The organism is Phenylobacterium sp. Root700, assembly GCF_001429025.1.
In the GTDB taxonomy this organism is placed as follows: Bacteria; Pseudomonadota; Alphaproteobacteria; order Caulobacterales; family Caulobacteraceae; genus Phenylobacterium.
The window spans coordinates 26834-46177 of record NZ_LMHT01000005.1 but is presented as its reverse complement, the minus strand read 5'-3'; the positions used below and the strand labels follow the sequence as shown (position 1 = coordinate 46177).

Annotated in this window: 23 protein-coding genes; 13 read left to right on the top strand and 10 right to left on the bottom strand. The window is 68.7% G+C overall.

All coding sequences use genetic code 11. The features are described from left to right. Positions 1 to 120 precede the first annotated feature (120 nt). Complete coding sequence (locus ASE02_RS01765) at positions 121 to 1128, top strand: serine hydrolase (RefSeq protein ID WP_200957589.1); 1008 nt, start codon at positions 121 to 123, stop codon at positions 1126 to 1128. Then, positions 1116 to 1943, top strand: coding sequence for a PIG-L deacetylase family protein (locus tag ASE02_RS01760; RefSeq protein WP_056730553.1), 828 nt, complete (start codon positions 1116 to 1118; stop codon positions 1941 to 1943). Before ASE02_RS01765 ends, ASE02_RS01760 begins: the two co-directional genes overlap by 13 nt. Positions 1944 to 2045: 102 nt before the next feature. On the opposite strand, the gene ASE02_RS01755 is transcribed toward ASE02_RS01760, so the two are convergent. The 3 genes from ASE02_RS01755 to ASE02_RS01745 form a co-directional block, all read right to left on the bottom strand. Then, positions 2046 to 3791 (bottom strand): hypothetical protein, encoded by a 1746-nt coding sequence (locus tag ASE02_RS01755; RefSeq protein WP_200957588.1) that lies wholly within the window; start codon positions 3789 to 3791, stop codon positions 2046 to 2048. Between the two features lie 251 nt (positions 3792 to 4042). After that, positions 4043 to 4540 carry a lactoylglutathione lyase gene (gloA, locus tag ASE02_RS01750; RefSeq protein WP_056730550.1) on the bottom strand — a complete coding sequence of 166 codons (498 nt, stop codon included), beginning with the start codon at positions 4538 to 4540 and terminating at the stop codon, positions 4043 to 4045. Position 4541: 1 nt separating this feature from the next. Beyond that, positions 4542 to 5531 carry a YafY family protein gene (locus ASE02_RS01745; RefSeq protein WP_056730548.1) on the bottom strand — a complete coding sequence of 330 codons (990 nt, stop codon included), beginning with the start codon at positions 5529 to 5531 and terminating at the stop codon, positions 4542 to 4544. Positions 5532 to 5613: 82 nt separating this feature from the next. On the opposite strand from ASE02_RS01745, the gene ASE02_RS01740 reads away from it, so the two are divergent. The 5 genes from ASE02_RS01740 (at position 5614) to ASE02_RS01720 (ending at position 8919) form a co-directional block, all read left to right on the top strand. Beyond that, the gene (locus ASE02_RS01740; protein ID WP_156405877.1) at positions 5614 to 6009 is read left to right on the top strand and encodes a hypothetical protein; all 396 of its coding nucleotides are present in this window, start codon (positions 5614 to 5616) and stop codon (positions 6007 to 6009) included. A gap of 187 nt (positions 6010 to 6196) precedes the next feature. Next, entirely contained in the window at positions 6197 to 6706 is a 510-nt protein-coding gene (locus ASE02_RS01735; RefSeq protein ID WP_056730544.1) for a hypothetical protein, read from the top strand. After that, positions 6706 to 7344: a VOC family protein gene (locus tag ASE02_RS01730; protein WP_056730542.1), complete on the top strand. Its 639-nt coding sequence runs from the start codon at positions 6706 to 6708 to the stop codon at positions 7342 to 7344. The genes ASE02_RS01735 and ASE02_RS01730 overlap by 1 nt, the downstream gene beginning before the upstream one ends. A 116-nt stretch (positions 7345 to 7460) precedes the next feature. Next, entirely contained in the window at positions 7461 to 8519 is a 1059-nt protein-coding gene (locus ASE02_RS01725) for a trans-aconitate 2-methyltransferase (protein WP_200957587.1), read from the top strand. 100 nt (positions 8520 to 8619) lie between these two features. Then, on the top strand, positions 8620 to 8919 hold the full coding sequence (locus ASE02_RS01720; RefSeq protein ID WP_056730540.1) for a GNAT family N-acetyltransferase: 300 nt from the start codon (positions 8620 to 8622) through the stop codon (positions 8917 to 8919). On the opposite strand, the gene ASE02_RS01715 is transcribed toward ASE02_RS01720, so the two are convergent. The 3 genes from ASE02_RS01715 to ASE02_RS01705 all read right to left on the bottom strand — a co-directional run bounded on the left by ASE02_RS01715 (position 8916) and on the right by ASE02_RS01705 (position 11082). After that, positions 8916 to 9782, bottom strand: a complete 867-nt coding sequence (locus ASE02_RS01715; RefSeq protein WP_056730538.1) for a DUF2182 domain-containing protein — start codon at positions 9780 to 9782, stop codon at positions 8916 to 8918. The genes ASE02_RS01720 and ASE02_RS01715 overlap by 4 nt on opposite strands. 10 nt (positions 9783 to 9792) lie before the next feature. Beyond that, on the bottom strand, positions 9793 to 10425 hold the full coding sequence (locus ASE02_RS01710) for a DUF1326 domain-containing protein (RefSeq protein WP_056730536.1): 633 nt from the start codon (positions 10423 to 10425) through the stop codon (positions 9793 to 9795). Between the two features lie 84 nt (positions 10426 to 10509). Next, on the bottom strand, positions 10510 to 11082 hold the full coding sequence (locus ASE02_RS01705) for a TetR/AcrR family transcriptional regulator (RefSeq protein ID WP_082601821.1): 573 nt from the start codon (positions 11080 to 11082) through the stop codon (positions 10510 to 10512). A gap of 205 nt (positions 11083 to 11287) precedes the next feature. Here ASE02_RS01705 and ASE02_RS01700 point away from each other — a divergent pair, with 205 nt between their 5' ends. The 4 genes from ASE02_RS01700 to ASE02_RS01685 are packed head-to-tail and all read left to right on the top strand — an operon-like array spanning position 11288 to position 14158. Continuing rightward, a complete protein-coding gene (locus ASE02_RS01700) occupies positions 11288 to 11815 on the top strand; it encodes a VOC family protein (RefSeq protein WP_056730534.1) in 528 nt (175 codons plus the stop codon). Then, positions 11815 to 12804 (top strand): zinc-binding dehydrogenase, encoded by a 990-nt coding sequence (locus ASE02_RS01695; protein ID WP_200957586.1) that lies wholly within the window; start codon positions 11815 to 11817, stop codon positions 12802 to 12804. Before ASE02_RS01700 ends, ASE02_RS01695 begins: the two co-directional genes overlap by 1 nt. A 26-nt stretch (positions 12805 to 12830) precedes the next feature. Beyond that, complete coding sequence (locus ASE02_RS01690; protein WP_056730532.1) at positions 12831 to 13376, top strand: carboxymuconolactone decarboxylase family protein; 546 nt, start codon at positions 12831 to 12833, stop codon at positions 13374 to 13376. Beyond that, the gene (locus ASE02_RS01685; RefSeq protein ID WP_056730530.1) at positions 13373 to 14158 is read left to right on the top strand and encodes an SDR family NAD(P)-dependent oxidoreductase; all 786 of its coding nucleotides are present in this window, start codon (positions 13373 to 13375) and stop codon (positions 14156 to 14158) included. Before ASE02_RS01690 ends, ASE02_RS01685 begins: the two co-directional genes overlap by 4 nt. Before the next feature lie 13 nt (positions 14159 to 14171). On the opposite strand, the gene ASE02_RS01680 is transcribed toward ASE02_RS01685, so the two are convergent. The 4 genes from ASE02_RS01680 to ASE02_RS01665 all read right to left on the bottom strand — a co-directional run bounded on the left by ASE02_RS01680 (position 14172) and on the right by ASE02_RS01665 (position 17158). Then, complete coding sequence (locus ASE02_RS01680) at positions 14172 to 15800, bottom strand: GMC family oxidoreductase (protein WP_156405876.1); 1629 nt, start codon at positions 15798 to 15800, stop codon at positions 14172 to 14174. 82 nt (positions 15801 to 15882) lie between these two features. Then, positions 15883 to 16143: an acyl-CoA thioesterase domain-containing protein gene (locus tag ASE02_RS23275; protein WP_056730529.1), complete on the bottom strand. Its 261-nt coding sequence runs from the start codon at positions 16141 to 16143 to the stop codon at positions 15883 to 15885. Positions 16144 to 16163: 20 nt separating this feature from the next. Next, positions 16164 to 16570: thioesterase family protein (locus tag ASE02_RS23270; protein ID WP_369818509.1), on the bottom strand; the 407-nt coding region annotated here is incomplete at its 3' end. A gap of 96 nt (positions 16571 to 16666) precedes the next feature. Beyond that, positions 16667 to 17158, bottom strand: a complete 492-nt coding sequence (locus tag ASE02_RS01665; protein WP_056730525.1) for a helix-turn-helix domain-containing protein — start codon at positions 17156 to 17158, stop codon at positions 16667 to 16669. Between the two features lie 89 nt (positions 17159 to 17247). Between ASE02_RS01665 and ASE02_RS01660 the strand changes: the two genes are divergently transcribed. Both ASE02_RS01660 and ASE02_RS01655 read left to right on the top strand, forming a co-directional pair. Next, entirely contained in the window at positions 17248 to 18507 is a 1260-nt protein-coding gene (locus tag ASE02_RS01660; protein WP_235536563.1) for a multidrug effflux MFS transporter, read from the top strand. A 45-nt stretch (positions 18508 to 18552) separates the two neighbouring features. Then, positions 18553 to 19326, top strand: coding sequence for an SDR family oxidoreductase (locus ASE02_RS01655; protein ID WP_082601819.1), 774 nt, complete (start codon positions 18553 to 18555; stop codon positions 19324 to 19326). Positions 19327 to 19344: the final 18 nt, after the last annotated feature.

Sequence of the window (19344 nt, the reverse complement as noted above, 5' to 3'; positions counted from 1 at the left end):
CTTTGACTCCTGCCGCAAGGCCCCCTCCGTCGCGCGTGCCGCGCGCCACCTCCCCCAGCGGGGGAGGATCTGACAGATGACAAGCCCGTCGCTTCCCGCCAGTCTCCGGGCATGAGCCTCATGCCCCTGCCCGTCCAACCCGCCGACGTTCCCTGGCCGACGAAAGCCTGGCCGCAGGGCGACCTGCCCGCCACCCTCGACCGCGCCGGTTTCGACGCGCTGCTGGCCCAGGCCTTCGAGGGCGAGGATGTCGGCGCCACCCATGCCTTGGCCCTGTTCCAAGGCGGCCGACTGATCTTCGAACGTTACGGCGAGGGTTTCGGCCCGCAGGCCACCTACCCGTCGTGGTCGAAGGCCAAGTCCATCACCCAGGCCCTGGTCGGCCTGCTGGTCGGCGACGGCAAGCTGGACATCCACGCCCCCGCCGGCGCGCCCGAATGGAGCGCCCCTGACGATCCCCGCGCCGCCATCACCCTCGACCAGTTGCTGCGCATGTCCAGCGGCCTGAAGTTCATCGAGGACTATGTCCCCGGCCACCCCTCCGACGTCATCGAGATGTTGGGCGCCAGCCGGGGCGACGTCGCCGGCTACGCCGCCAGCCAGCCCTTGGAGCACGCGCCCGGCAGCTTCTGGTCCTACGCCAGCGGCACGACCAACATCATCGCCAGGCTGGCGGGGCAAGCGGCCGGCGGCGATCTCAAGAGCTTCATGTGGGAGCGCCTGTTCACGCCGCTCGGCATGCAGAGCCCGATCCCCAAGTTCGATGCGGCGGGCACCTTCATCGGCTCGTCCTACTGCTTCGCCACCGCCCAGGACTTCGCCCGCTTCGGCCTGCTCTACCTGCGCGGCGGCGTCTGGGAAGGCCGCCAGTTGCTGCCTGCCGGCTGGGTCGACTACGCCCGCACCCCGACCTTCCAGCAGCCCGGCGTCGCCGAGGGCCGCTACGGCGCCCACTGGTGGTTGGACGGCGCCGGCCCCGGCTCGTTCTCGGCCAACGGCTATGACGGCCAGTACACCGTGCTGATCCCCGATCTCGACCTGATCCTGGTCCGCCACGGCGCCACGCCGCTGGACAAGAAGGACCTCCTGAAAGCCTGGGTCGGCCAGATGGTGCAATGCTTCCGCTGATCGTCTTCTTCGTCGTCGCCGACCTGGTCCTGGTCGCCTTCATCCTGGCCCGCGCCCGGCTGAACGACATGAAGGTCCCGATCCGGCGCGACCTGTTCGCGTCCGGCGCGCCGCGGACGATCATGGCGATCTGGGCCCACCCCGACGACGAGATCACCAGCGCCGGAACCCTGTCGGCCCTGACCAAGTCGGGCGCCGACCTCACCCTGGTCTACCTCACCGCCGGCGAGGCGGCGCGCGACACCGGCTACTCGCGCGAGGAGCTGGCCAAGGTCCGCCGCGAAGAGGCCAAGGCCGCCGGCGCCCTGCTCGGCGCCTCCCACGTCGAGGTGCTGGACTTCCCCGACAGCGGCCTGACCACCACCGATCCTGCCGTGGCCAAGGCGGCCATCGCCGGACTGATCGAACGCTTCCAGCCCGGCGTCATCGTCAGCTTCGACGAGCAGGTCGGCTTCTACGGCCACCCGGACCACGTCCAGACCGGCCGCTGGGTGCGCGAGGTAGTGAATGAAGGCGCGCCTTCGGTGACCCGGCTCTATCAGGCGACCCTGCCCAAGGCCCTGGTCTCACTCGCCCTGAAACTGGTCCAGGCGTTTCGCGACAACTACCCGAGCGACCCGGCCCGCGGCCTGCCGCCCGCCACCCTGGCCTTCCCGATCGCCAGCCAGGCCAAGACCAAGCGCCGGCTGCTGGACGTCCACAAGTCCCAGGCCAAGATCATCGCCGACGTCCAGCCCTACTACGACCGCGTCCCGGCCTGGCTCTACTACCGCCTGTTCGACCGCGAGTACTTCACCCTGGCCATCGACCGCTGAGCGGCTTGCAGCTGCCCGCCATCCTGTTCTTAGATCCCTCCCCTCTGGGGGCGGTGGATCGACACGTAGTGTCGAGACGGAGGGGGCATCTGACTTTGATGATCAATCCAGGTCGCCCTTCAGCACCACGTCGCGGTACTTCAGCGCCACAGCCGCCGGCAGGCCAGACCATCCCTGCAGCAACGAACCCCGGCCCCAGGGCGGGGCGAAGTACTCGACCGCGCCCATCCAGCCCTTTTCCAGGCAGGTCTCCCACCAGCGCACCATCGGATAGCGCCAGCCCGGCAGGCCGCGCCGCAGCCGCTCCTCGGCGTAGACGCCGTCCAGCCACGGCCAGTCCGAGCCGTTGTGGTAGCGGAACGCGAAGGCCGATTTCGAGTGCGTGTCGGCCTTGTGCTTGAACGGCGGGTAGACGCACATCACCCCCCAATCGCCATAGGGCTGGTTGGCGTTGTGCCGGGTCTCCAGCCGCCGCCGCACCGCCTCCAGCACCTCAAGCGCGCGCGGCTCAGGCACCGCGCCGTGCCGTAGCAGGGTCAGGCTGTCCAGGGTCAGGTGGTCCTCCAGGATCGGCTCGACATCCTCCAGACCCTCCGGCGCGACATAGTCGACGTACCAGCCGTCCTTGAGCCACAGCTCGGTCTCGATGGCCGCGCGCGTCGAGACCGCCAGGGCGGCGGCCTCCTCGGCGAGCTTGGGATCGAGGGTCTCTCCGAGCCGCCCGATAACGTCCAGCGCCCCGACCCAAAGCCCGAGGTCATAGGCCACATAACCCCCGCGATAGACGTTGTCGGCCCAGTCGCGATCATGCCGCGGTTTCACCGGCAGGTGGGCCTGGGTGAAGGCGCGGTAACGGCCGAAGATCGCCTTCACCAGCGGCCAGTGGCGCTGGGCCGGCTCGATGTCGCCGGTGACGCGGACATAGTCGCCGATGGTCAGGACGAAGAACAGCGGGCTGTCGAAATGGTCGCTCCACCAGTCGATCGAGCGGGTATGGATCCAGTCCATGCCGAAGGCCGTGGTGCGCAGGCTCTCCCAGGCGCGGGCTTGTTCAGGACCAGAGACGATCACGCCGCTGGGCGCCTCGCCGTCGGCCTGCACGCCCGAGGCCAGGACCTCGATCTGCTCGTGAACCATGGCCGGAGCGACATCCAGCAACAGTTGCAGCGTCCAGTAGCCGTCGCGGTAATAGGTCCGCGCCGGAGCCGAATAGTGCAGCCCGGCCGCGAGGCCGTCGAAGCGCCCGCGCTCGTCCCGCCGCACGCTGGACAGCGCCGCATGGGTTCCCTGCATCACCATGCTGCGCAGCACCGGGTCGGCCTCGGGCATCCGGTCGCAATGGGCGGCGTAGGCCACCGCCTCGCCGATGATCGTCTCCACCGAGAAGCGCAGGGCGCGCTCGGCCTCGCCAAGGTCGGTCCCCGCCGCCACGATCAGGTCAGGCCCGCGCTGTTCGATCAGCACGCTGGCCCACGGCAGGTCGATCCGCCGCCGGCCCTTCTCGCGCTTCACATAGCTCTTCGGGTGCGCGCTGCGGTCCCAACCGGCGCAATGCTTGGCCGGCGTGAACCCGCGATAGGTCGCCCCGCAGATCACCATCACCGGCGCTTCCTGGGCGACATGGACGGCGCCGGCCGCCGCGCTCAGGGTGTTGGGACCGTAGACATACGGCCCGTCGAGGCCGGTGAACCGCAACCGCCCAAGATCGCCCTCGCCCCACAGCGCCAGGTCCGCCGATCCGGTGGCGGAAAGCTCGCCCTGTAGCCGCGGCGCCATGATCGGCAGGACGACCGCCTGCGCGCTTTCGACCAGGCCGTCAGCCCGCGCCTTCAGGACAGCGTCTGGCAATGGACCACTCCGGCTGCTGCGACCAGGCTCTAGCATCTATGAACGCGGAACCTCGCCATTCGGTCGCCTCCCGGCCGAGCCGACGCTCTCCCACCTCAAGCTCGTCATGGCCGGGCTTTGTCCCGGCCATCCATAAACGTCGACGTCGGTGAGATATCGCGAGCGCCGGCGCTTATGGATCCCCGACACTCCGCTACGCTCCGGTCGAGGATGACGATCCAAGAAAAGGCTACGCCCACGCAAACCCAGCCCTAGCCGCGAACCGCCGTAATGATGTCGCGCAGATTGGCCCCCGACACGATCTCGATCCAATAGCCGTCCGGGTCCTTGATGAAGGCCAGTCCCTTCATCGCCCCGTCGTTCGGCCGCTTCACGAACTCGACGCCCAGCGCCTCGAACCGGTCGCAGGCGGCGGCGACGTCGGGCACCGACAGCCCGATATGGCCAAAGCCGCGCGGATCGGAATTGCCGTTGTGATAGGCGAAGTCGGGGTCGCTCTCGGTCCCCCAGTTGTGGGTGAACTCCAGCAGCGCCGGCTGCTCGAACACCCACTTCACCCGCTCGGCGGGGTCGCTGGGGATCTCCCCGCCGGGATAGCCCATGAAATAGAGCGAGAACTTGCCGGCGTCGAAGTCGTAGCGGTCGAGCAGCGTCATCCCCAGCATGTCGCGATAGAAGGCCACCGTCTTCTCCGGATCCTTGATCCGCAGCATGGTCTGGTTCAGCACGAACCCGTCGGTTTCACTCATCTCACTCGGCTCCAACGCCGTGCGCCCGCAGCGCCACGGCCAGTTCTTCACGCATCATCGTCTTAAGGCGCTCCGGCGCCAGGATCTGCACCTTGTCGCCCCAGGTGAACAGGTGCCAGGCCAGTTCGCGCATGCCGCCGGCCGTGAACCGCACCAGCACGCTGCCGTCCTCCTGCGCCTCCACGGTCTGGGTCGGATGGAACCGCCAACCCAGCGCCTCCTCCGCGCCGTGCGGCAGGATGTGCAACGCCACCGCCTCGACCTCGTCCTGATAGATGCCGAAGCTGCGGTGCATGAAGGCCTGCAGCGAGAAGTCCTCAGGCCGAGTCCCCTGAGCGTCCGACACCGCGATGTCGCGCACCCGGTCCAGCCGCCAGGTGCGCGGCTCCACCGACTCGCCCTCGGCGCCGACCAGGTAGTTCGAACGGCCGAACAGCAGGCCAAAGGGGGTGATCTCCCGCACCCGGCCGGGGGACGAGCCGCCCTCGTAGCGGAACCGTAGCCGCCGCAAGGACTTAATGGCTTCGCGCACCGCGCCCAGGATCTCGTCGTCCTCGAAGGGACGCGGTCCGGCGTGGATCGCCATGGTCTCGGCCTCCAGCAGGGCCTCCATGTCGGGCGCGAGCTTACGGCGCGCCCCTGCGCGAATGGCGGAGAGCACCTTTTGTTCGAGCGACTGCAAGGCCCCCGCCCGCGTCCTGGCCCCCGCGGCCCTGAACTGTTCGGCCGCCGCGCGCAGGGCGGCGAACTCATCGGCGCTCGGGGCCTGGAAGATGCCGTCGAGGCCCGAGGGGATGCGGAACCGCCGGGTCGGCGGATCGTCCACCTCCTCCATCTGCGGAAACGCCTCGCGCACGGCGTCACGCATCCGCTCGACGGTGCGGCGGCCGACGCCCAGGCGCTCAGTCATCTCGTCCAGGGTCAAACCCTCGGCCGAGGCCGCCAGCATCCGCGCCAGTTCCAGCAGCCGCGCCGCCTTTTCGTGCCTCATTTGTTCACCCCGAAACTGTGCGTCCGATTCTGACGCATCGGCATTCTATCAAGATCATGCCGAGACGAAAGGAGCTCCCCCGATGCCCTCCCCGAACCGAGTGACCCGCTTCCGCCGAGCCTACCAGGAACCGCAGTTCCTGTTCGACGCCCGACGCCCGATGAGCGCGCCCACGGCCCAGATGATCGACCAGGTCATAACCCACGCCGACATCGCCGTGCGCATGGCCGGCGAGCGCCTGAAGCTGCGCCTCAGCGCCGGGATGATCGACGAACTGCAAGCTCAAGGAAAGCTGGGCGCCGACGCCGCCCGGCTCGCCGACCTGACCGTGGTCTGGGACGAGCGCGAGGGCCAGGTGATCACCGTCCGCGACGACGCCCGCCTGCGCGACGCCGCCCAGCGCTGGGCCGACTGGGACTCGCTCTGGGACGAAGAGAGCTTCGCCCCCGAGCCCCTCCGCCACTCCGCCGCCGCCTGACTCGGCGCCCGCATGCCCCCTCCGTCTCGACACTACGTGTCGATCCACCTCCCCCGCTGGGGGAGCTGTCAGCGAAGCTGACTGAGGGGGAAGCGCCCGCCCCGCCCCAACTCCGCGAGAGGTCAAAACTATTGTTGCGAGTCATTCGCAATAGCAATAGGGTTCGAGTCTCAGGAGCCCGCATCACATGCCGCAGCCCGACGACATCGCCCCCGCCCAGCTCAGCGACCTCTTACAGGGCGAACACATGTTGCTCTGGGCGTTCCGCGCCACGGCCTTCGGGGCCGGCGACTGCCACCTGATCCGCCGGCAGTTCGAGGAATCCTGCGGGCCGCTGGGGCTGCAGGCCCTGGCCGCCCTGTCGGTCTTCGTCCGCGAACTGGGCCAAAGCGGCCGGCGCAAGGTGACTCTGGCCGCCCCCGGCTCCTACCGCATCACCCGCGACGAGCAGTCGATCCTGGCCCTGTTCGCCGCCGCCCAGGCCGAGGACTATCCCCGCATGGAGGCGCACCTGGCCTGGCTGCTGGCCGACCAGCCGCGCTCCCCCTTCCCGGCCGCAGCCTGCCTGGTCGCCCAGGGGCTGGAGATGAACGGCTTCGTCCTGCGGCTGCCGCCCATGGAGGCCGGGCCGGTCCAGGAGATGCCGCCTGCCTGCGACGACGGCGTCGTCACCCCGTTCCGGCGGCGCGCCTCCTGATGGCGCGGATCGACCACCTGGTCTGGGCCGCGCCTGATCTCGACCGCGCCATCGACGAGCTTGCGGCCCGGACCGGCCGGCGCCCCCGCACCGGCGGCGCCCATCCCGGCAATGGCACGCGCAACGCCATCCTTGGCCTTGGCGGCCGCAGCTATCTGGAGGTGCTGGCCCCTGATCCCGCCCAGGCGACCACCGCCACCGCGTCGGCCAGCCTCGCCAAGCTGCCCGGCCCGGTCCTGCACACCTTCGCCGTCGCCACCGACCGGCTGGACCGCGTGGCGGTGAAGCTGGAGCAGGCCGGCCTGCCGCACGCCGGGGTCATCCCGATGTCGCGCCGCCTGCCCAGCGGCCAGCTGGTGCGCTGGCGGCTGCTGATCCCGACCGGCCGCGCCTACGGCCCGCTGGCCCCGTTCTTCATCGACTGGGGCGACAGTCCCCACCCCGCCGACGGCGCCGACGACGACTGCCGCCTCTCCCGCCTGACCCTGACCCACCCCGAGGCCTGGAGCCTGCGCCCGCTGCTGGAGAAGCTCGACGTCGAGGTCGAGACCGAGGCCGGCGCAGCGGCGATCACCGCCGAGTTTGAGACGCCCAACGGCGTGGTGCGTCTGTCGTCCCTCGACCGGGTCGCCGGCTAGTTCTGCAAGGAACGCCCGACCGCGAAAGGCCTGCGCGTCCGATTGTTTTCAGTGATGGACCGAATATCGAAGAACATCGTTATGCAATTGCACTCGCCAACAAAAAGGAGGGCAAGGTGCAAGTCGATCAATCCAAACTCGAAGCCTTTCAGGGCAAGATGGTCGGAGACATGGGCGCGGCCGTTTCCGCCGCCCTGGTCATCGTCGGCGACAAGCTCGGCCTCTACAAAGCCCTGACCGAGATCGGCCCCGCCACGCCCGGCCAACTGGCGGCCGCCACCAGCACCTCCGAGCGCTATGTCCGCGAGTGGCTCTCGGCCCAGGCCGCCGCCGAATATGTCGACTACGACCGCGTCACCGGCCTGTTCTCCATGAACCCTGAACAGTCGGCGGTCTTCGCCGACGACGGTGGCCCCGCCTTCATGGCCGGGGGCTTCGAAGTGTTGGCCGCCATGTTCCGCGACGAGCCCAAGGTCACGGCGGTCTTCAAGACCGGCAAGGGCATGGGCTGGCACGAACACGACGCCTGCCTGTTCCGCGGCACCGAGCGGTTCTTCCGGCCCGGCTACAACGCCAACCTCACCAGCTCCTGGATCCCGGCCATGGACGGCGTCGAGGACCGGCTGAAAGCCGGGGCCAAGGTCGCCGACATCGGCTGCGGGCATGGCGCCTCGACCGTGCTGATGGCCCAGGCTTATCCGAACTCGCACTTCTACGGCTTCGACTATCACCCGGCCTCGATCGACCGGGCGCGGGAGGCGGCCAAGGAGGCGGGCGTCGACGACCGCGTCGAGTTCGCCGTGGCCTCGGCCAAGGATTTCGACGGCGGCGACTACGACATGATCGCCATCTTCGACGCCCTGCACGACATGGGCGATCCGGTCGGCGCGGCCAAGCACATCCGCGAGCACCTGGCCCCGGACGGCGCCTGGCTGCTGGTCGAGCCCTTCGCCCATGACGATCTGGCCGACAACCTGAACCCGGTGGGCCGGCTGTTCTATTCGGCCTCGACCATGATCTGCACCCCGGCCTCGCTCAGCCAGGAGGTGGGTCTTGGCCTCGGCGCCCAGGCCGGCGAGGCGCGATTGAAAAAGGTCACGGAGGACGCCGGCTTCACCCACTTCCGCCGCGCCACCGAAACGCCGTTCAACCTGGTCTTCGAAGTCCGAGCCTAGGCGCCGGCCTACGGCGTCCGGGTTTCCCTTCATCGATATCGCCGCGCCTATGGCGAAAGTCCCGCGCGGGCCGATATGCTGGGGCGTTGAAGGAGCTCCCATGACCGCCGACGTCGTCCGCACGGACAAGCAATTCGAGATCCGCCTGGGCGACGCCGTCGCCTTCGCCGAATACCGGGTGAAGGAGGACAGCATCATCTTTCCGCACACCGTCGTGCCGGACGCCTTCGCCGGCCAGGGCGTCGGAAAACGCCTGGTCGAGGCCGGCCTCGCCTACGCCAAGCAACAGGGCCTGCTGGTCCGCCCGCATTGCTCGTTCTTCCGCGCCTACATCGCCAAGCGCCCCGAACTGCACGCCATGGTCCATCCCGACGAGCGCGCCGCGCTGACCCCGAGCTAGGCGACCACGAGGGTGGCGAGGCCCCAGACGATCAGCGCCGCCCCGGCCGCGCGGCCGACCCACCGACCGGCGGGGAAGGCCTTCTCGGCCAGCACCAGGAGCGCCAGCATGGCGATCCAGACCAGGTTCATCACCCCGCCGACGAACAGCAGGGCCATCAGCATCCAGCAGCAGCCGACGCAATAGGCCCCGTGCAACGCGCCGAGCCGGAGCGCCCCGGAGGCGTGCGGCCGCCAATGACGTGCGAGAAACGAGGCCGGCGCCCGGCAATGGGCCAGGCACGCCTGCTTCAGCGGCGAGAGTTGATAAAGGCCCGCGGCGATCAGGACCGCGCCCGACAACCAGCGGCTTTGCGAACCCATCATCATCGCCGAGACCAGCCCCGAGCGCTCAAGCCCCCAATGCAGGGCGCTGGCGACGATGGAGAAGCCGAGCCAGACCAGCAGGTATCCCGCGGCGAACGCGGCCGTCGGCGCCAGCCGGTCCTGAAGCTGGCCCTGTGCGAGAGCGTGGCGATGCACGCGGGCATAGAGCAGGATGGTCGGCGCCGCGCTCGGCGACATCATGGCGATCATCATCGCCCACCACATGGCGACCATCAGCGCAAAGGCGCCGGGACGCCATGCCCCGGGGCTCGCCGCCCCACCGCCCATGTCCACGCCGCTCATGTCCATGCCGGGCATGGACCCCATGTCGGCGGCCTGGTGCGGGAATAGCGAGAGCGTGGTCATCCGCCACGCGCTCATCCCGAGCCCCGCGCCGGTCAGGATGTAGAACCAAGCCAGCGCGCACAGGACCAGCAGCCCCGCGAGCGTGATCGTGCGATCGCGCCTCAGCAGGCGCTCAAGCGGCCCCTCGGACATGTGCGGCCCGTCAGGTCCGCACGACGCCGTTGTTGTTCAGGTGCAGCCGCGCGAACTGACCGTAGCTGTCCTTCATCTCGACCTTGACCGGCCCGGTGGTCCTGCTCGACGCGCTGCCGATCTCCGCCACGGCGTATTCGAAGCCTTGCGGCAGGACGATCTGCGCGCGGGATTCAGCGCCGCTCACCTTGTTGCGGATCGGCTCGCCCACCGTCTCGATGTAGTCCTCGACGAAGATGCGTCCCTTGCGGCCGTCGATGTCGAGATCGAGATCGATCTTGGTGAAGACCGGCGCGTTCATCTTGGTCACGGTCGACGCATAGACGGCGAACATGGTCGCGAACGGCGCGGTGTCCTGGCCCGTCATGATCTTCAGCAAGGCTTCGCGCTGCGCCTCGTCCGCCTTCTCATCGACGAAGGCGATGGCTTCCCCATCGCCCTCGTGGATGGGACCGGGCCATTTGAAGATGGCGGCGATCCGCAGGCCGTCGAGCCTGGTGTCGCCGTAATGGCCCGCGTCGATCTGGATGCCGGCGACGGCGTGGCAATGGCCCTTGTCGGGCAGCGCATTGAACTGGCAGTTGCAGCCGTACTCGCACGTGCAGTTGACGAGTTCCCGGCCCTTGAGTTCCCAAGGCGTCATGGCGACCTCCGTCTCTCGACGCTCAAGCCGCCACCCTACTCCTCTGGCGCGTGATCGGCCACCATCGCGGCCGGCGGCGCGGGTTCAGCGCAGGACGGTGGCGATGTAGTTGTCAATGTAGCGGGCCACCGCGGCCTCCACATCGCGCCGGTTCAGCGGCGCCGAGGTCAGCGTCAGATGCTCGCGGCGGATCAGCGTCAGGCCGGCGGCGAACATGCGGGCGCTCTCGCGCGGGTCCGGCGCCACCATGCCGTGGGCGTCGCGGAAGTGGGCGCAATAGCCGGTCAGGAGTTCGATCTCCTCGCGGAACAGCGCGTCGTAATAGCGTTTCTGGCCCGGGCCATTGGGGCCCTCGATATTGATCAGCGCCATGAACAGGCGCTCTCGCGGGTCGACCCAGCGATCGACCAGGTGCTTGCCGCACAGCCGGAAGAAGGCGGGCGGATCGTCGGCCAGGGCGCGATACTCCGCGCTCTTCAGGCGCTCGACGAACTCCATCGGCCCCCATTGCGCGGTGACCGCCTGGTACAGATCCTCCTTGCCGGTGAAGTGATTGTAGAAGCTGCTCTCGCGCAGCCCGGTGGCGCGCGCCAGCATCCGCATCGACGTGCCGGAAAAGCCGTGCTCGGCGAACAGGGCCAGCGCCGCGTCCAGCATGCGCTGCCGGGTTGTTTCTTCTGGCCTATCCGACACGCGGCATCCGTTCTTCCAGCGGCCCGCTGGCCGCGCTTGCGAGCATCGCTCCTACGACGATCGCGCCACGCCAACAATCGACGTTGTGACATGAACGAACGTTCGTTAAATATCCAACCAAGAACGAACGTTCACTCATTTCACAGTCCACCTGCACCGGGAGAAAACCGTGAGCCGCATTTTCGGTAGCGTCTGCCAGAACGGCTATGTCGTCCGCGACATTCACGCCGCGATGAAACACTGGATCGAGGTGATGGGCGTCGGCCCCTGGTTCTACATCGAGGACGTGAAGACCGACTGGTTCAAGCACCGCGGCGCCGCCTCGGACATGAAGATGTCGGTCGCCCTGGCCAACTCCGGCGACCTGCAGATCGAGCTGATCCAGCAGCTCAACGACGCGCCGTCGATGTACAAGGAGTTCCTGGACGCCGGCCACGAGGGCCTGCAGCACATGTCCTATTGGACCGAGGACTATCAGGGCCTCTACGACAAGGCGATCTCGCTGGGCTACGTCGTCGGCCACGAAGGCTCGATCGGCGGCGAGAAGGGCCGGTTCGCCTATTTCGACACCCAGGCGCACCCCGGCACCATCGTCGAGATCTCCGACATCAGCGGCACGAAGGGTCGCACCTTCGCGCACATCCGCAAGGTGGCCCAGAACTGGGACGGCTCAGACCCGATCCGGCCCTTCGGCTGATGGCGCCCCTGACCATGCGGGCCCTGGTCTCCAGCCCCGAAGGGCCGACGCTCACCGAGCGGCCGCGCCCCACGCCTGGCCCCAACCAGGTGCTGGTCCGCGTCCACGCCGCGCCGCTGAACCGCGCCGACCTGGCGATGCTGCGCAGCGCCTCGCACGGCGCCGTCGGCGGCCTGGGCGCGCCGCTCGGCCTCGAATGGGCTGGGCAGATCGCCGGCCTCGGCGAGGGCGTAAGCGACTGGAAGATCGGCGACCGGGTCATGGGCGCGGGCGGCGGCGCCTTCGCCGACTACACGCTGGGCCATCAGGCCTTGATGCACGCGGTCCCGCCGACGCTGGACTTCGCCAGCGCCGCGACCCTGCCCGTCGCCCTCCAGACGATGCACGACGCTGTCGCCACCCACGGCGCGCTGCAAAAGGGTCAGTCGGTCCTGATCCTGGGCGCCAGTTCGGGCGTCGGCCTGATGGGCCTCCAGATCGCCCGCGCGCTGGGCGCCGGCCTGGTGATCGGCAGTTCAACGTCGCCGGAGAAGCGGGCGCGCCTGCCGCAGTTCGGCGCCGACCTGACCGTCGATACGGGCCATGACGGATGGGTCGATGAGATCCTGGCCGCCACCGAGGGCAAGGGCGTCGACGTCGTCATCGACCAGCTCGCCGGGCCGCTGTTCAACACCACCATGCGCGCCACCCGCATCGGCGGCCGCATCGTCAATGTCGGGCGCATGGCGGGCGAGAGCGCGCCCATCGACTTCGACCTGCATTCGATGCGGCGCATCACCTATGTCGGCGTGACCTTCCGCACCCCCCGCAGCGGACGCGAGGTCGCCGAGCTGGTCCAGCGCACCCGCGCCGACCTCGCCCCCGCCATCGCCGACGGCCGCCTGGCGCTGCCGATCGACGCGCGGTTCGACCTGACCGACGCCCCCGCCGCCTTCGAGAAGATGGCCGCGAACCGGCACTTCGGAAAAATCATTCTCACCACCGGCTGACGCCGACGCCCAGCAGAGGCCCGATCATGAACTATCCCGACCTGAGCGCCCTGACCCCGGAGCTCAACAAGATCATCGCCGATAAGCGCGACGCCAATGTCTACAAGATGCTGATGCACTCGCCGAACGTCGCGCCGGGCTTCACCGCCATGGCCGACGCGGTCATGTGGAGCAAGGCCTGGCCGGCCACCTGGCGCGAGCTGGCCATCGTTCGGGTCGGCCACCTCTACGCCTCGCCCTACGAGGTTCATCAGCACGAGCGGATCGGCCGCCTGGTCGGCCTGACCGACGCGCAGCTGGCCAGCTGCGCGATCGGCGCCGACCCGTCGGCCCTCTCGCCGCAGGAACAGACCATCCTGGCCCTCACCGACGCCCTGGTCGCGCGCCATACCTTGAGCGCCGCCGAGCGCGAGACGGCGCTGGAGCTGATGGACGCCAACGCCTTCGCCGACTTCGTGATGACCGTCGGGTTCTACCAGTTGGTCAGCAACTTTCTGAACGTCTTCGAGGTGGAGATCGAGCCCAATGGCCTGGCCCCGGCCCCGCCCCGGACCACGGCGATCAAGGCATGAGCCGGTTTGAGGGAAAGATCGCCGTCATCACCGGCGGCGGCACCGGCATCGGCCGCGCCACCGCCCTGGTCCTGGCCCGCGAAGGCGCCGATATCGTGGTCGTCTCCAACGTCGCCGATCAGGCGCAGGCGGTGGCCGAAGAGGTTCGCGCGCTCGGCGCCAAGGGCCTCGCAAAGGTCGTCGACGTCACCGACATTCCAGCCGTCAACGCCCTGGCCGCCGAGGTCGACGCGCAGCTTGGTAAGACCGACATCCTGGTGACCTGCGCCGGCGTGATGGGCGCGCGCAAGCTGCTGACCGAGACGAGCAGCGAAGAGTGGGGCAAGACCATCGAGGTCAACCTCAACGCCACCTTCTACTGCATCAAGGCCTTCCTGCCGGGCATGCTGGAGCGTGACTCCGGCCGGATCATCACCCTGTCCTCGGCCTCAGGCAAACTGCCCGCCGCGCTGAACAGCGACTACGCGGCCTCCAAGCATGGCGTCGTCGGCCTGACCAAGGCGCTGGCCCTGGAGCTCGGCATCCTGGGCAAGCACGGCGTCACCGCCAACACCCTCTGCCCCGGGCCGATCGACACGCCGATGATGGACGCCATCGCCGACCACTTCGGCGCGCCGGGCGCCAGCCGCGAGACGTTCCGCGCCAAGGCCGCCAAGAACATCCAGCGACGGCTGCTGGACCCCGACGAGGTGGCGCACATGGCCGCCTACCTGGCCTCCAACGAAGCGCGCGGCGTCACCGGCCAGGCCATGAACATCTGCGGCGGCCTGGTGCTGTTCTGATCAAGGCCGCGCCCTAACGCGCGTCCTCCAGCACCAGACCCGCCCCGCGCTCGGCGATCATGATCGTCGGCGTATTGGTGTTGCCCGAGGTGATGGTCGGCATCACCGAGGCGTCGATGACCCGCAGACCCTCCAGCCCGATCACCCGCAGGCGCTCGTCGACCACCGCGCCGGGATCGGACGCCAGCCCCATCCTGGCGGTCCCCACCGGGTGAAAGATCGTCGTGCCGATGTCCCCGGCCGCCCGCGCCAGGGCCGCCTCGTCGTCCCCCACCGTGGGGCCCGGCAGGTGCTCGCGCGGCGAGAAGCGGGCGAGCGCGGCCTGCGCCATCAGCCGGCGGGTCACGCGAATGGCGTCGGCCGCCACCCGCTGGTCTTCCGGCGTGGCCAGATAGTTCGGCGCGATACGCGGCGCGGCCGCCGGATCAGCTGAGCGCAGCCGCACGGTCCCGCGCGAGGTCGGCCGCAGGTTGCAGGCCGAGACCGTCACCGCCGGGAACCGATGCAACGGCTCGCCGAACCGATCAAGCGACAACGGCTGGACATGGAACTCGATGTTCGCCCGCTCGTGCTCGGGCGACGAGGTCGTGAAGATCCCCAGCTGCGAGGGCGCCATGGTCAGCGGCCCGCGCCGCAGCAGCGCATATTCCGCCCCCATCAGCGCCCGGCCGACCAGCGAGTGATAGGTCTCGTTCAGGGTCTTCACCCCGTGGACTTTGTAGATCGCCCGCTGCTGCAGATGGTCCTGCAGGTTGCGGCCCACGCCTTGCCGGTCGGCCAGGACCGGCAGGCCCAGCTCGCCCAGCCAGTCGGCGGGACCGACCCCCGACAGCTGCAGGATCTGCGGCGAGCCGATCGCCCCGGCCGCCAGGATCACCTCGCCCCGCGCCCGGGCCTCGAACGCCTGGCCGCCCCGGCGGAACCGCACCCCGACCGCGCGAGGTCCCTCGAACAGGACCTTCTCGACCAGCACGCCGGTCTCCAGGCGCAGGTTCGGCCGGCCCAGAACCGGCTTGAGGAAGCCGCGCGCCGCCGACCAGCGCAGCCCCCGCTTCTGGTTGACGTGGAACAGGCCGACCCCGGTGTTGTCGCCGGTGTTGAAGTCGGCGCTCGCCGGAATTCCCATCTGCGTCGCGGCCTGGGCGATGGCGTCCAGCACGTCCCAACGCACCCGCGGCGCCTCGACCCGCCACTCGCCGCCGACCCCGTGGTGCTCGCTCTCGCCCAGGAAGTGGTCGTCCAGCCGGCGAAACACCGGCGCCACGTCGTCCCAGCCCCAGCCGCTCAGGCCCAGCTGCCGCCAATGATCGTAGTCGGCGGCCTGGCCGCGCATCGAGATCATGGCGTTGATCGCCGAGCTGCCGCCGATCACCTTGCCCCGCGGATATTTGAGCGCCCGTCCGTTCAGGCCCGGCTCGGCCTCGGTCTCAAACAGCCAGTCCGAGCGCGGATTGCCGATGGCGAACAGGTAGCCGACCGGCACGTGGAACCACATCCAGTCGTCGCGCCCGCCGGCCTCCAGCAACAGCACCCGGTTACGCGGATCGCGCGACAACCGATTGGCCAGCACGCACCCGGCCGAGCCCGCCCCGACCACGATGTAGTCATACGCGCCGTCGAACGGGATCGCTTCCTCAGCCATGCCCATCCATCGGCGACCCCGCGCCGTTCGCCAAGCCCTGTTCGGCGGGGGTGGTGCAAAGGCCCCCTGCCTGACGCCTGAGTCAGGCAAATATCGCGACGGTCTGGCGCATCGCCAGGACCGGCGCGCCCTGATCATCCCAGACCACCATATCCTGCGCCGAATAGCCGTTGACCGCCGTTTGCGCCGTCGATCGCACAAGCCACCATCCAGACGCGCTGCGAGGCGCATCCGACAACACGTCGATAGACCAGGTCATCGTGCTGATCGGGCCGCCGCCCGGTTGAAAGTTGACGATGGCGGCCGGCGGCAACGCGTCCGCCAGGGCGATCAAGGGGGCCATGGTTGAAGGTGTGGCGCTANAAGGGGCGGGCGCCCGCCGCAAAACGGCTGTCGAAATGTTGCAAAAAGCGGCGTTGATCGCTGGTTTCGAAGTAGGTTGGGCAGTCATCCCAGCTGGGAACTGGTGGCGCCGGCAAATCGGCCTGATCAAGTTGCGACGGGCGGCTGGCGCCGAAACACAGAAGGCCGCGCACGGCGAGGGTGTCGTCGCCGTGGAGGTCCACACTGTAAAACGCGGCGGACTTCCCCCGACGCAGCAGCGTGGGTTCGATCCGCAGGCGTCCTCCGGCCGGCCCGACGAAGGCGAACTGAGCCGAGCGCAGCGGTGGTAGCGCATCATCTGCCCGTTGCGCCGCTTCCCAGCAAAGGGCGGCCGACAGTCCGCCGAAGGCCGTGCGTCCCTGGAGCCAGTCGTCAGGCAGGACCATCGAGAACGATCCTGCCTCCGCCTCCATAGACGACAACAGGCTCGCGAAATTGCTTCCCGACATACTTGGTTCTCTCTGGTTGGGCGCGGACGCCGCTTAGTTTGCGGAGCGCTCGAGCAGGGCGTGCACGACATCGTCCGCGCCGGGACCGGGACGGTACTTGACGCGCTCGCGCGCAACGGCCTGGCCGGTTTGGGGATCGACCAGAGCCAAGCGCAGCTCCCGGTCGGTGTCTCTATCGACGACTTCGATGGTCGGCGCGCCGTAGCCGGACGCGTCCCAACGGTCTCCCCATTCCCGCAGGGCCGCGATCACCTTCCAGAGGTCACGACCTTTCTCGGTCAGATGATAGGCGTCGCGCGGCGGACGCTCGCGATAGCGCGTCCGCTCGACGATCCCGTTGCGCTCGAGCTCCTTCAAGCGCGTCGACAGCGTGGTGTTGGGGATCTGCGTGCTGGCTTGGAACTCGTCGTATCTCGACAGGCCAAGCCCCAGGTCGCGCAGCAGCAGCAAGGTCCAGCGGTCGCCGATCATTTCCAGCGCGCCAGCGACCGAGCAGCGCATGCCCGCAAAAGATTTCGCTTTCATTTGACGGCGTCCTTTTAACTCTCATAATAAGAGTAACAATCCCAAGCGCCCCTGGCAACCGCTGATCGGAAGCCCGGCCGTGACAGCCCTTGGGTTTCCGATCGAGCAAGGACATCGTGTTGGAAGCGCTTTCGGACACCGACGTTGGTCAGGCGCGGACCCGCCTGACGCCAGGGACTCTCTTCCTGCTCGCGGGTCTCGCCGCCCTGGGCTCGTTGGCGACGAACATCATCCTGCCGGCCTTTCCACAGATCGGCGCCGAGCTGAACGTCTCGCCGCGGGACCTGGCGCTCACCCTGAGCAGCTTCTTCGTCGCCTTCGCGTTCGGCCAGCTTCTGGTGGGGCCTCTGTCGGACCGTTTTGGTCGCAAATGGCTTGTCTTGGGCGGGCTCGCGACCTTCGTACTCGGCTGCCTGGTCTGCGCCCTGGCCAGCGACATTTCCGCTCTTATCCTCGGCCGCATCATCCAGGCGCTTGGAGCTTGCGCCGCGTCGGTCTTGTCGCGGGCGATTGCGCGCGATCTCTTTGATGGAGAGGCGCTGGCCCGCGCGCTCGCCCTGACCATGATCGCGATGGCGGCGTCGCCGGGCTTCTCACCGCTGATCGGCAGCGCGCTGGGCGGCCTGTTCGGCTGGCGGACCATCTTCGTCGGCGTCGCGGCGTTCGCGGCCGTCCTGGCCGGATCCTACTGGAAAATGCTCGGCGAGACGCACCCTACTGAACGCCGGGAGAACTTGAGTCTTTCAGCCGTCGGGGTCGCCTACGCTCGGTTGGCGAGCGACCCGCGCTTCATCCTGCCGGCCCTTGCCGTCAGCCTCGTCATCGGCGCGCTTTACACATTCTTCGCGGCCGCCCCCGCCGTTCTGATCAGCGTCCTGGGCCTGACCGGCCTGCAGCTGGCGCTCTATTTCGCAGGGACCGTCGTGATCGTCTTCGCTGCCGGCTTTCTGGCGCCAAGACTAGCGCGGCGCTGGAGCCCGGTCGCGGCCGGCGCCCTGGGCCTGGGATTCGCGGTCGCGGGCAGCGCCCTTATCCTCGCCTTCGCGGGGGCTCCGGACCTGGTCACCATCACGATGGGCCTGACGCTGTTTCTCTTCGGCATGGGGCTGATCAACCCGCTCGGCACCGCCATCGCGCTCCAGCCCTTCGGACGCGAGGCCGGGATGGCGTCAGCGCTATTGGGCTTCCTGCAGATGGGGTGCGCCGCCCTTGGCTCGACCGGGGCGAGCGTTCTTCCCATGCCGCCGACGCTCTCGCTTGCCGCGATCATGTTGGGCGCGTCGCTGCTTGCCGCGACCGCCTTCGCGCCGGTCGGCCTGCGGCGCCTGCAAGTCAAGGCGGCGGTTTAGCCGTGGCCCTCAGCCCTCCACCCCGGACACCTGGAGCCCAACGCAATGTCGTCATCCGATAGCCCTTCGTCGACGAAAGACGTCGCCCTGATCGTAGGCGGCGGGCCCGGCATCAGCGCGAGCTGCGCGCGACTATTCGCCGAGAGCGGCATGCGCGTCGCCGTGGCCGCACGGTCGCCGGACAAGCCGGTCCTTCGGGCCCTGGAAGATAGTCACGGGGTGCGCCGCTACGGCTGCGACGCCAGCCGGCCCGAAGAGGTCGATCTGCTGTTTCGCAATGTGGTGAGCGATCTCGGGACGCCGAGGCTTGTGGTGCACAACATCGATGGCCGCGTACCTGGGATCCTCCGCAAGGGCATCGCCGATGCTGATCCGGCGCTGGCGTTCGAGACATTCCAGAACGCCGCCTTCAGCGCATTCCTGGTCGGCCAGAGCGCGGCGCGATTGATGCGCGACAACCCGCTCGACGCCAATGGCGTAAGGGGCACGATCATCTTCACGAACGCCAGCGCCGCCCTCAAGGGCTTTGCGATGAGCGCCGCCTTCGCCATGACCTGTCATGCGAAGACCGGGCTCGCGCAGAGCATGGCGCGAGAGTTGATGCCCGAGGGCATCCACGTCGCCAACGTGCCGATCGACGCCGCGATCGGCTTTACCCAAGAAGACGGGACGCGGGCGCACCGACGGGCGGGAACGACCGTGGACGACAATATGGCCGACCCCGCCCACATCGCTGAAGTCTACCTCCAGCTCCATCGCCAGCATCGCTCCACCTGGGCCTTCGAAGTCGTCCTTCGGCCCTGGGTCGAAAAGTGGTGATGGCGCCGCGATCGGGTC

Excerpts from the sequence above, each read along its gene's own strand:
- ASE02_RS01720 (WP_056730540.1), top strand. The coding sequence starts at position 8,620 with ATGACCGCCGACGTCGTCCGCACGGACAAGCAATTCGAGATCCGCCTG.
- ASE02_RS01740 (WP_156405877.1), top strand. The coding sequence starts at position 5,614 with ATGCCCTCCCCGAACCGAGTGACCCGCTTCCGCCGAGCCTACCAGGAA.
- ASE02_RS01745 (WP_056730548.1), bottom strand. The coding sequence starts at position 5,531 with ATGAGGCACGAAAAGGCGGCGCGGCTGCTGGAACTGGCGCGGATGCTG.
- ASE02_RS01715 (WP_056730538.1), bottom strand. The coding sequence starts at position 9,782 with ATGTCCGAGGGGCCGCTTGAGCGCCTGCTGAGGCGCGATCGCACGATC.
- ASE02_RS01710 (WP_056730536.1), bottom strand. The coding sequence starts at position 10,425 with ATGACGCCTTGGGAACTCAAGGGCCGGGAACTCGTCAACTGCACGTGC.
- ASE02_RS01695 (WP_200957586.1), top strand. The coding sequence starts at position 11,815 with ATGGCGCCCCTGACCATGCGGGCCCTGGTCTCCAGCCCCGAAGGGCCG.
- ASE02_RS01705 (WP_082601821.1), bottom strand. The coding sequence starts at position 11,082 with ATGCTGGACGCGGCGCTGGCCCTGTTCGCCGAGCACGGCTTTTCCGGC.
- ASE02_RS01680 (WP_156405876.1), bottom strand. The coding sequence starts at position 15,800 with ATGGCTGAGGAAGCGATCCCGTTCGACGGCGCGTATGACTACATCGTG.
- ASE02_RS01665 (WP_056730525.1), bottom strand. The coding sequence starts at position 17,158 with ATGAAAGCGAAATCTTTTGCGGGCATGCGCTGCTCGGTCGCTGGCGCG.
- ASE02_RS23275 (WP_056730529.1), bottom strand. The coding sequence starts at position 16,143 with ATGGCCCCCTTGATCGCCCTGGCGGACGCGTTGCCGCCGGCCGCCATC.
- ASE02_RS01655 (WP_082601819.1), top strand. The coding sequence starts at position 18,553 with ATGTCGTCATCCGATAGCCCTTCGTCGACGAAAGACGTCGCCCTGATC.
- ASE02_RS01685 (WP_056730530.1), top strand. The coding sequence starts at position 13,373 with ATGAGCCGGTTTGAGGGAAAGATCGCCGTCATCACCGGCGGCGGCACC.
- gloA (WP_056730550.1), bottom strand. The coding sequence starts at position 4,540 with ATGAGTGAAACCGACGGGTTCGTGCTGAACCAGACCATGCTGCGGATC.
- ASE02_RS01760 (WP_056730553.1), top strand. The coding sequence starts at position 1,116 with ATGCTTCCGCTGATCGTCTTCTTCGTCGTCGCCGACCTGGTCCTGGTC.
- ASE02_RS01765 (WP_200957589.1), top strand. The coding sequence starts at position 121 with ATGCCCCTGCCCGTCCAACCCGCCGACGTTCCCTGGCCGACGAAAGCC.
- ASE02_RS01735 (WP_056730544.1), top strand. The coding sequence starts at position 6,197 with ATGCCGCAGCCCGACGACATCGCCCCCGCCCAGCTCAGCGACCTCTTA.
- ASE02_RS01690 (WP_056730532.1), top strand. The coding sequence starts at position 12,831 with ATGAACTATCCCGACCTGAGCGCCCTGACCCCGGAGCTCAACAAGATC.
- ASE02_RS01730 (WP_056730542.1), top strand. The coding sequence starts at position 6,706 with ATGGCGCGGATCGACCACCTGGTCTGGGCCGCGCCTGATCTCGACCGC.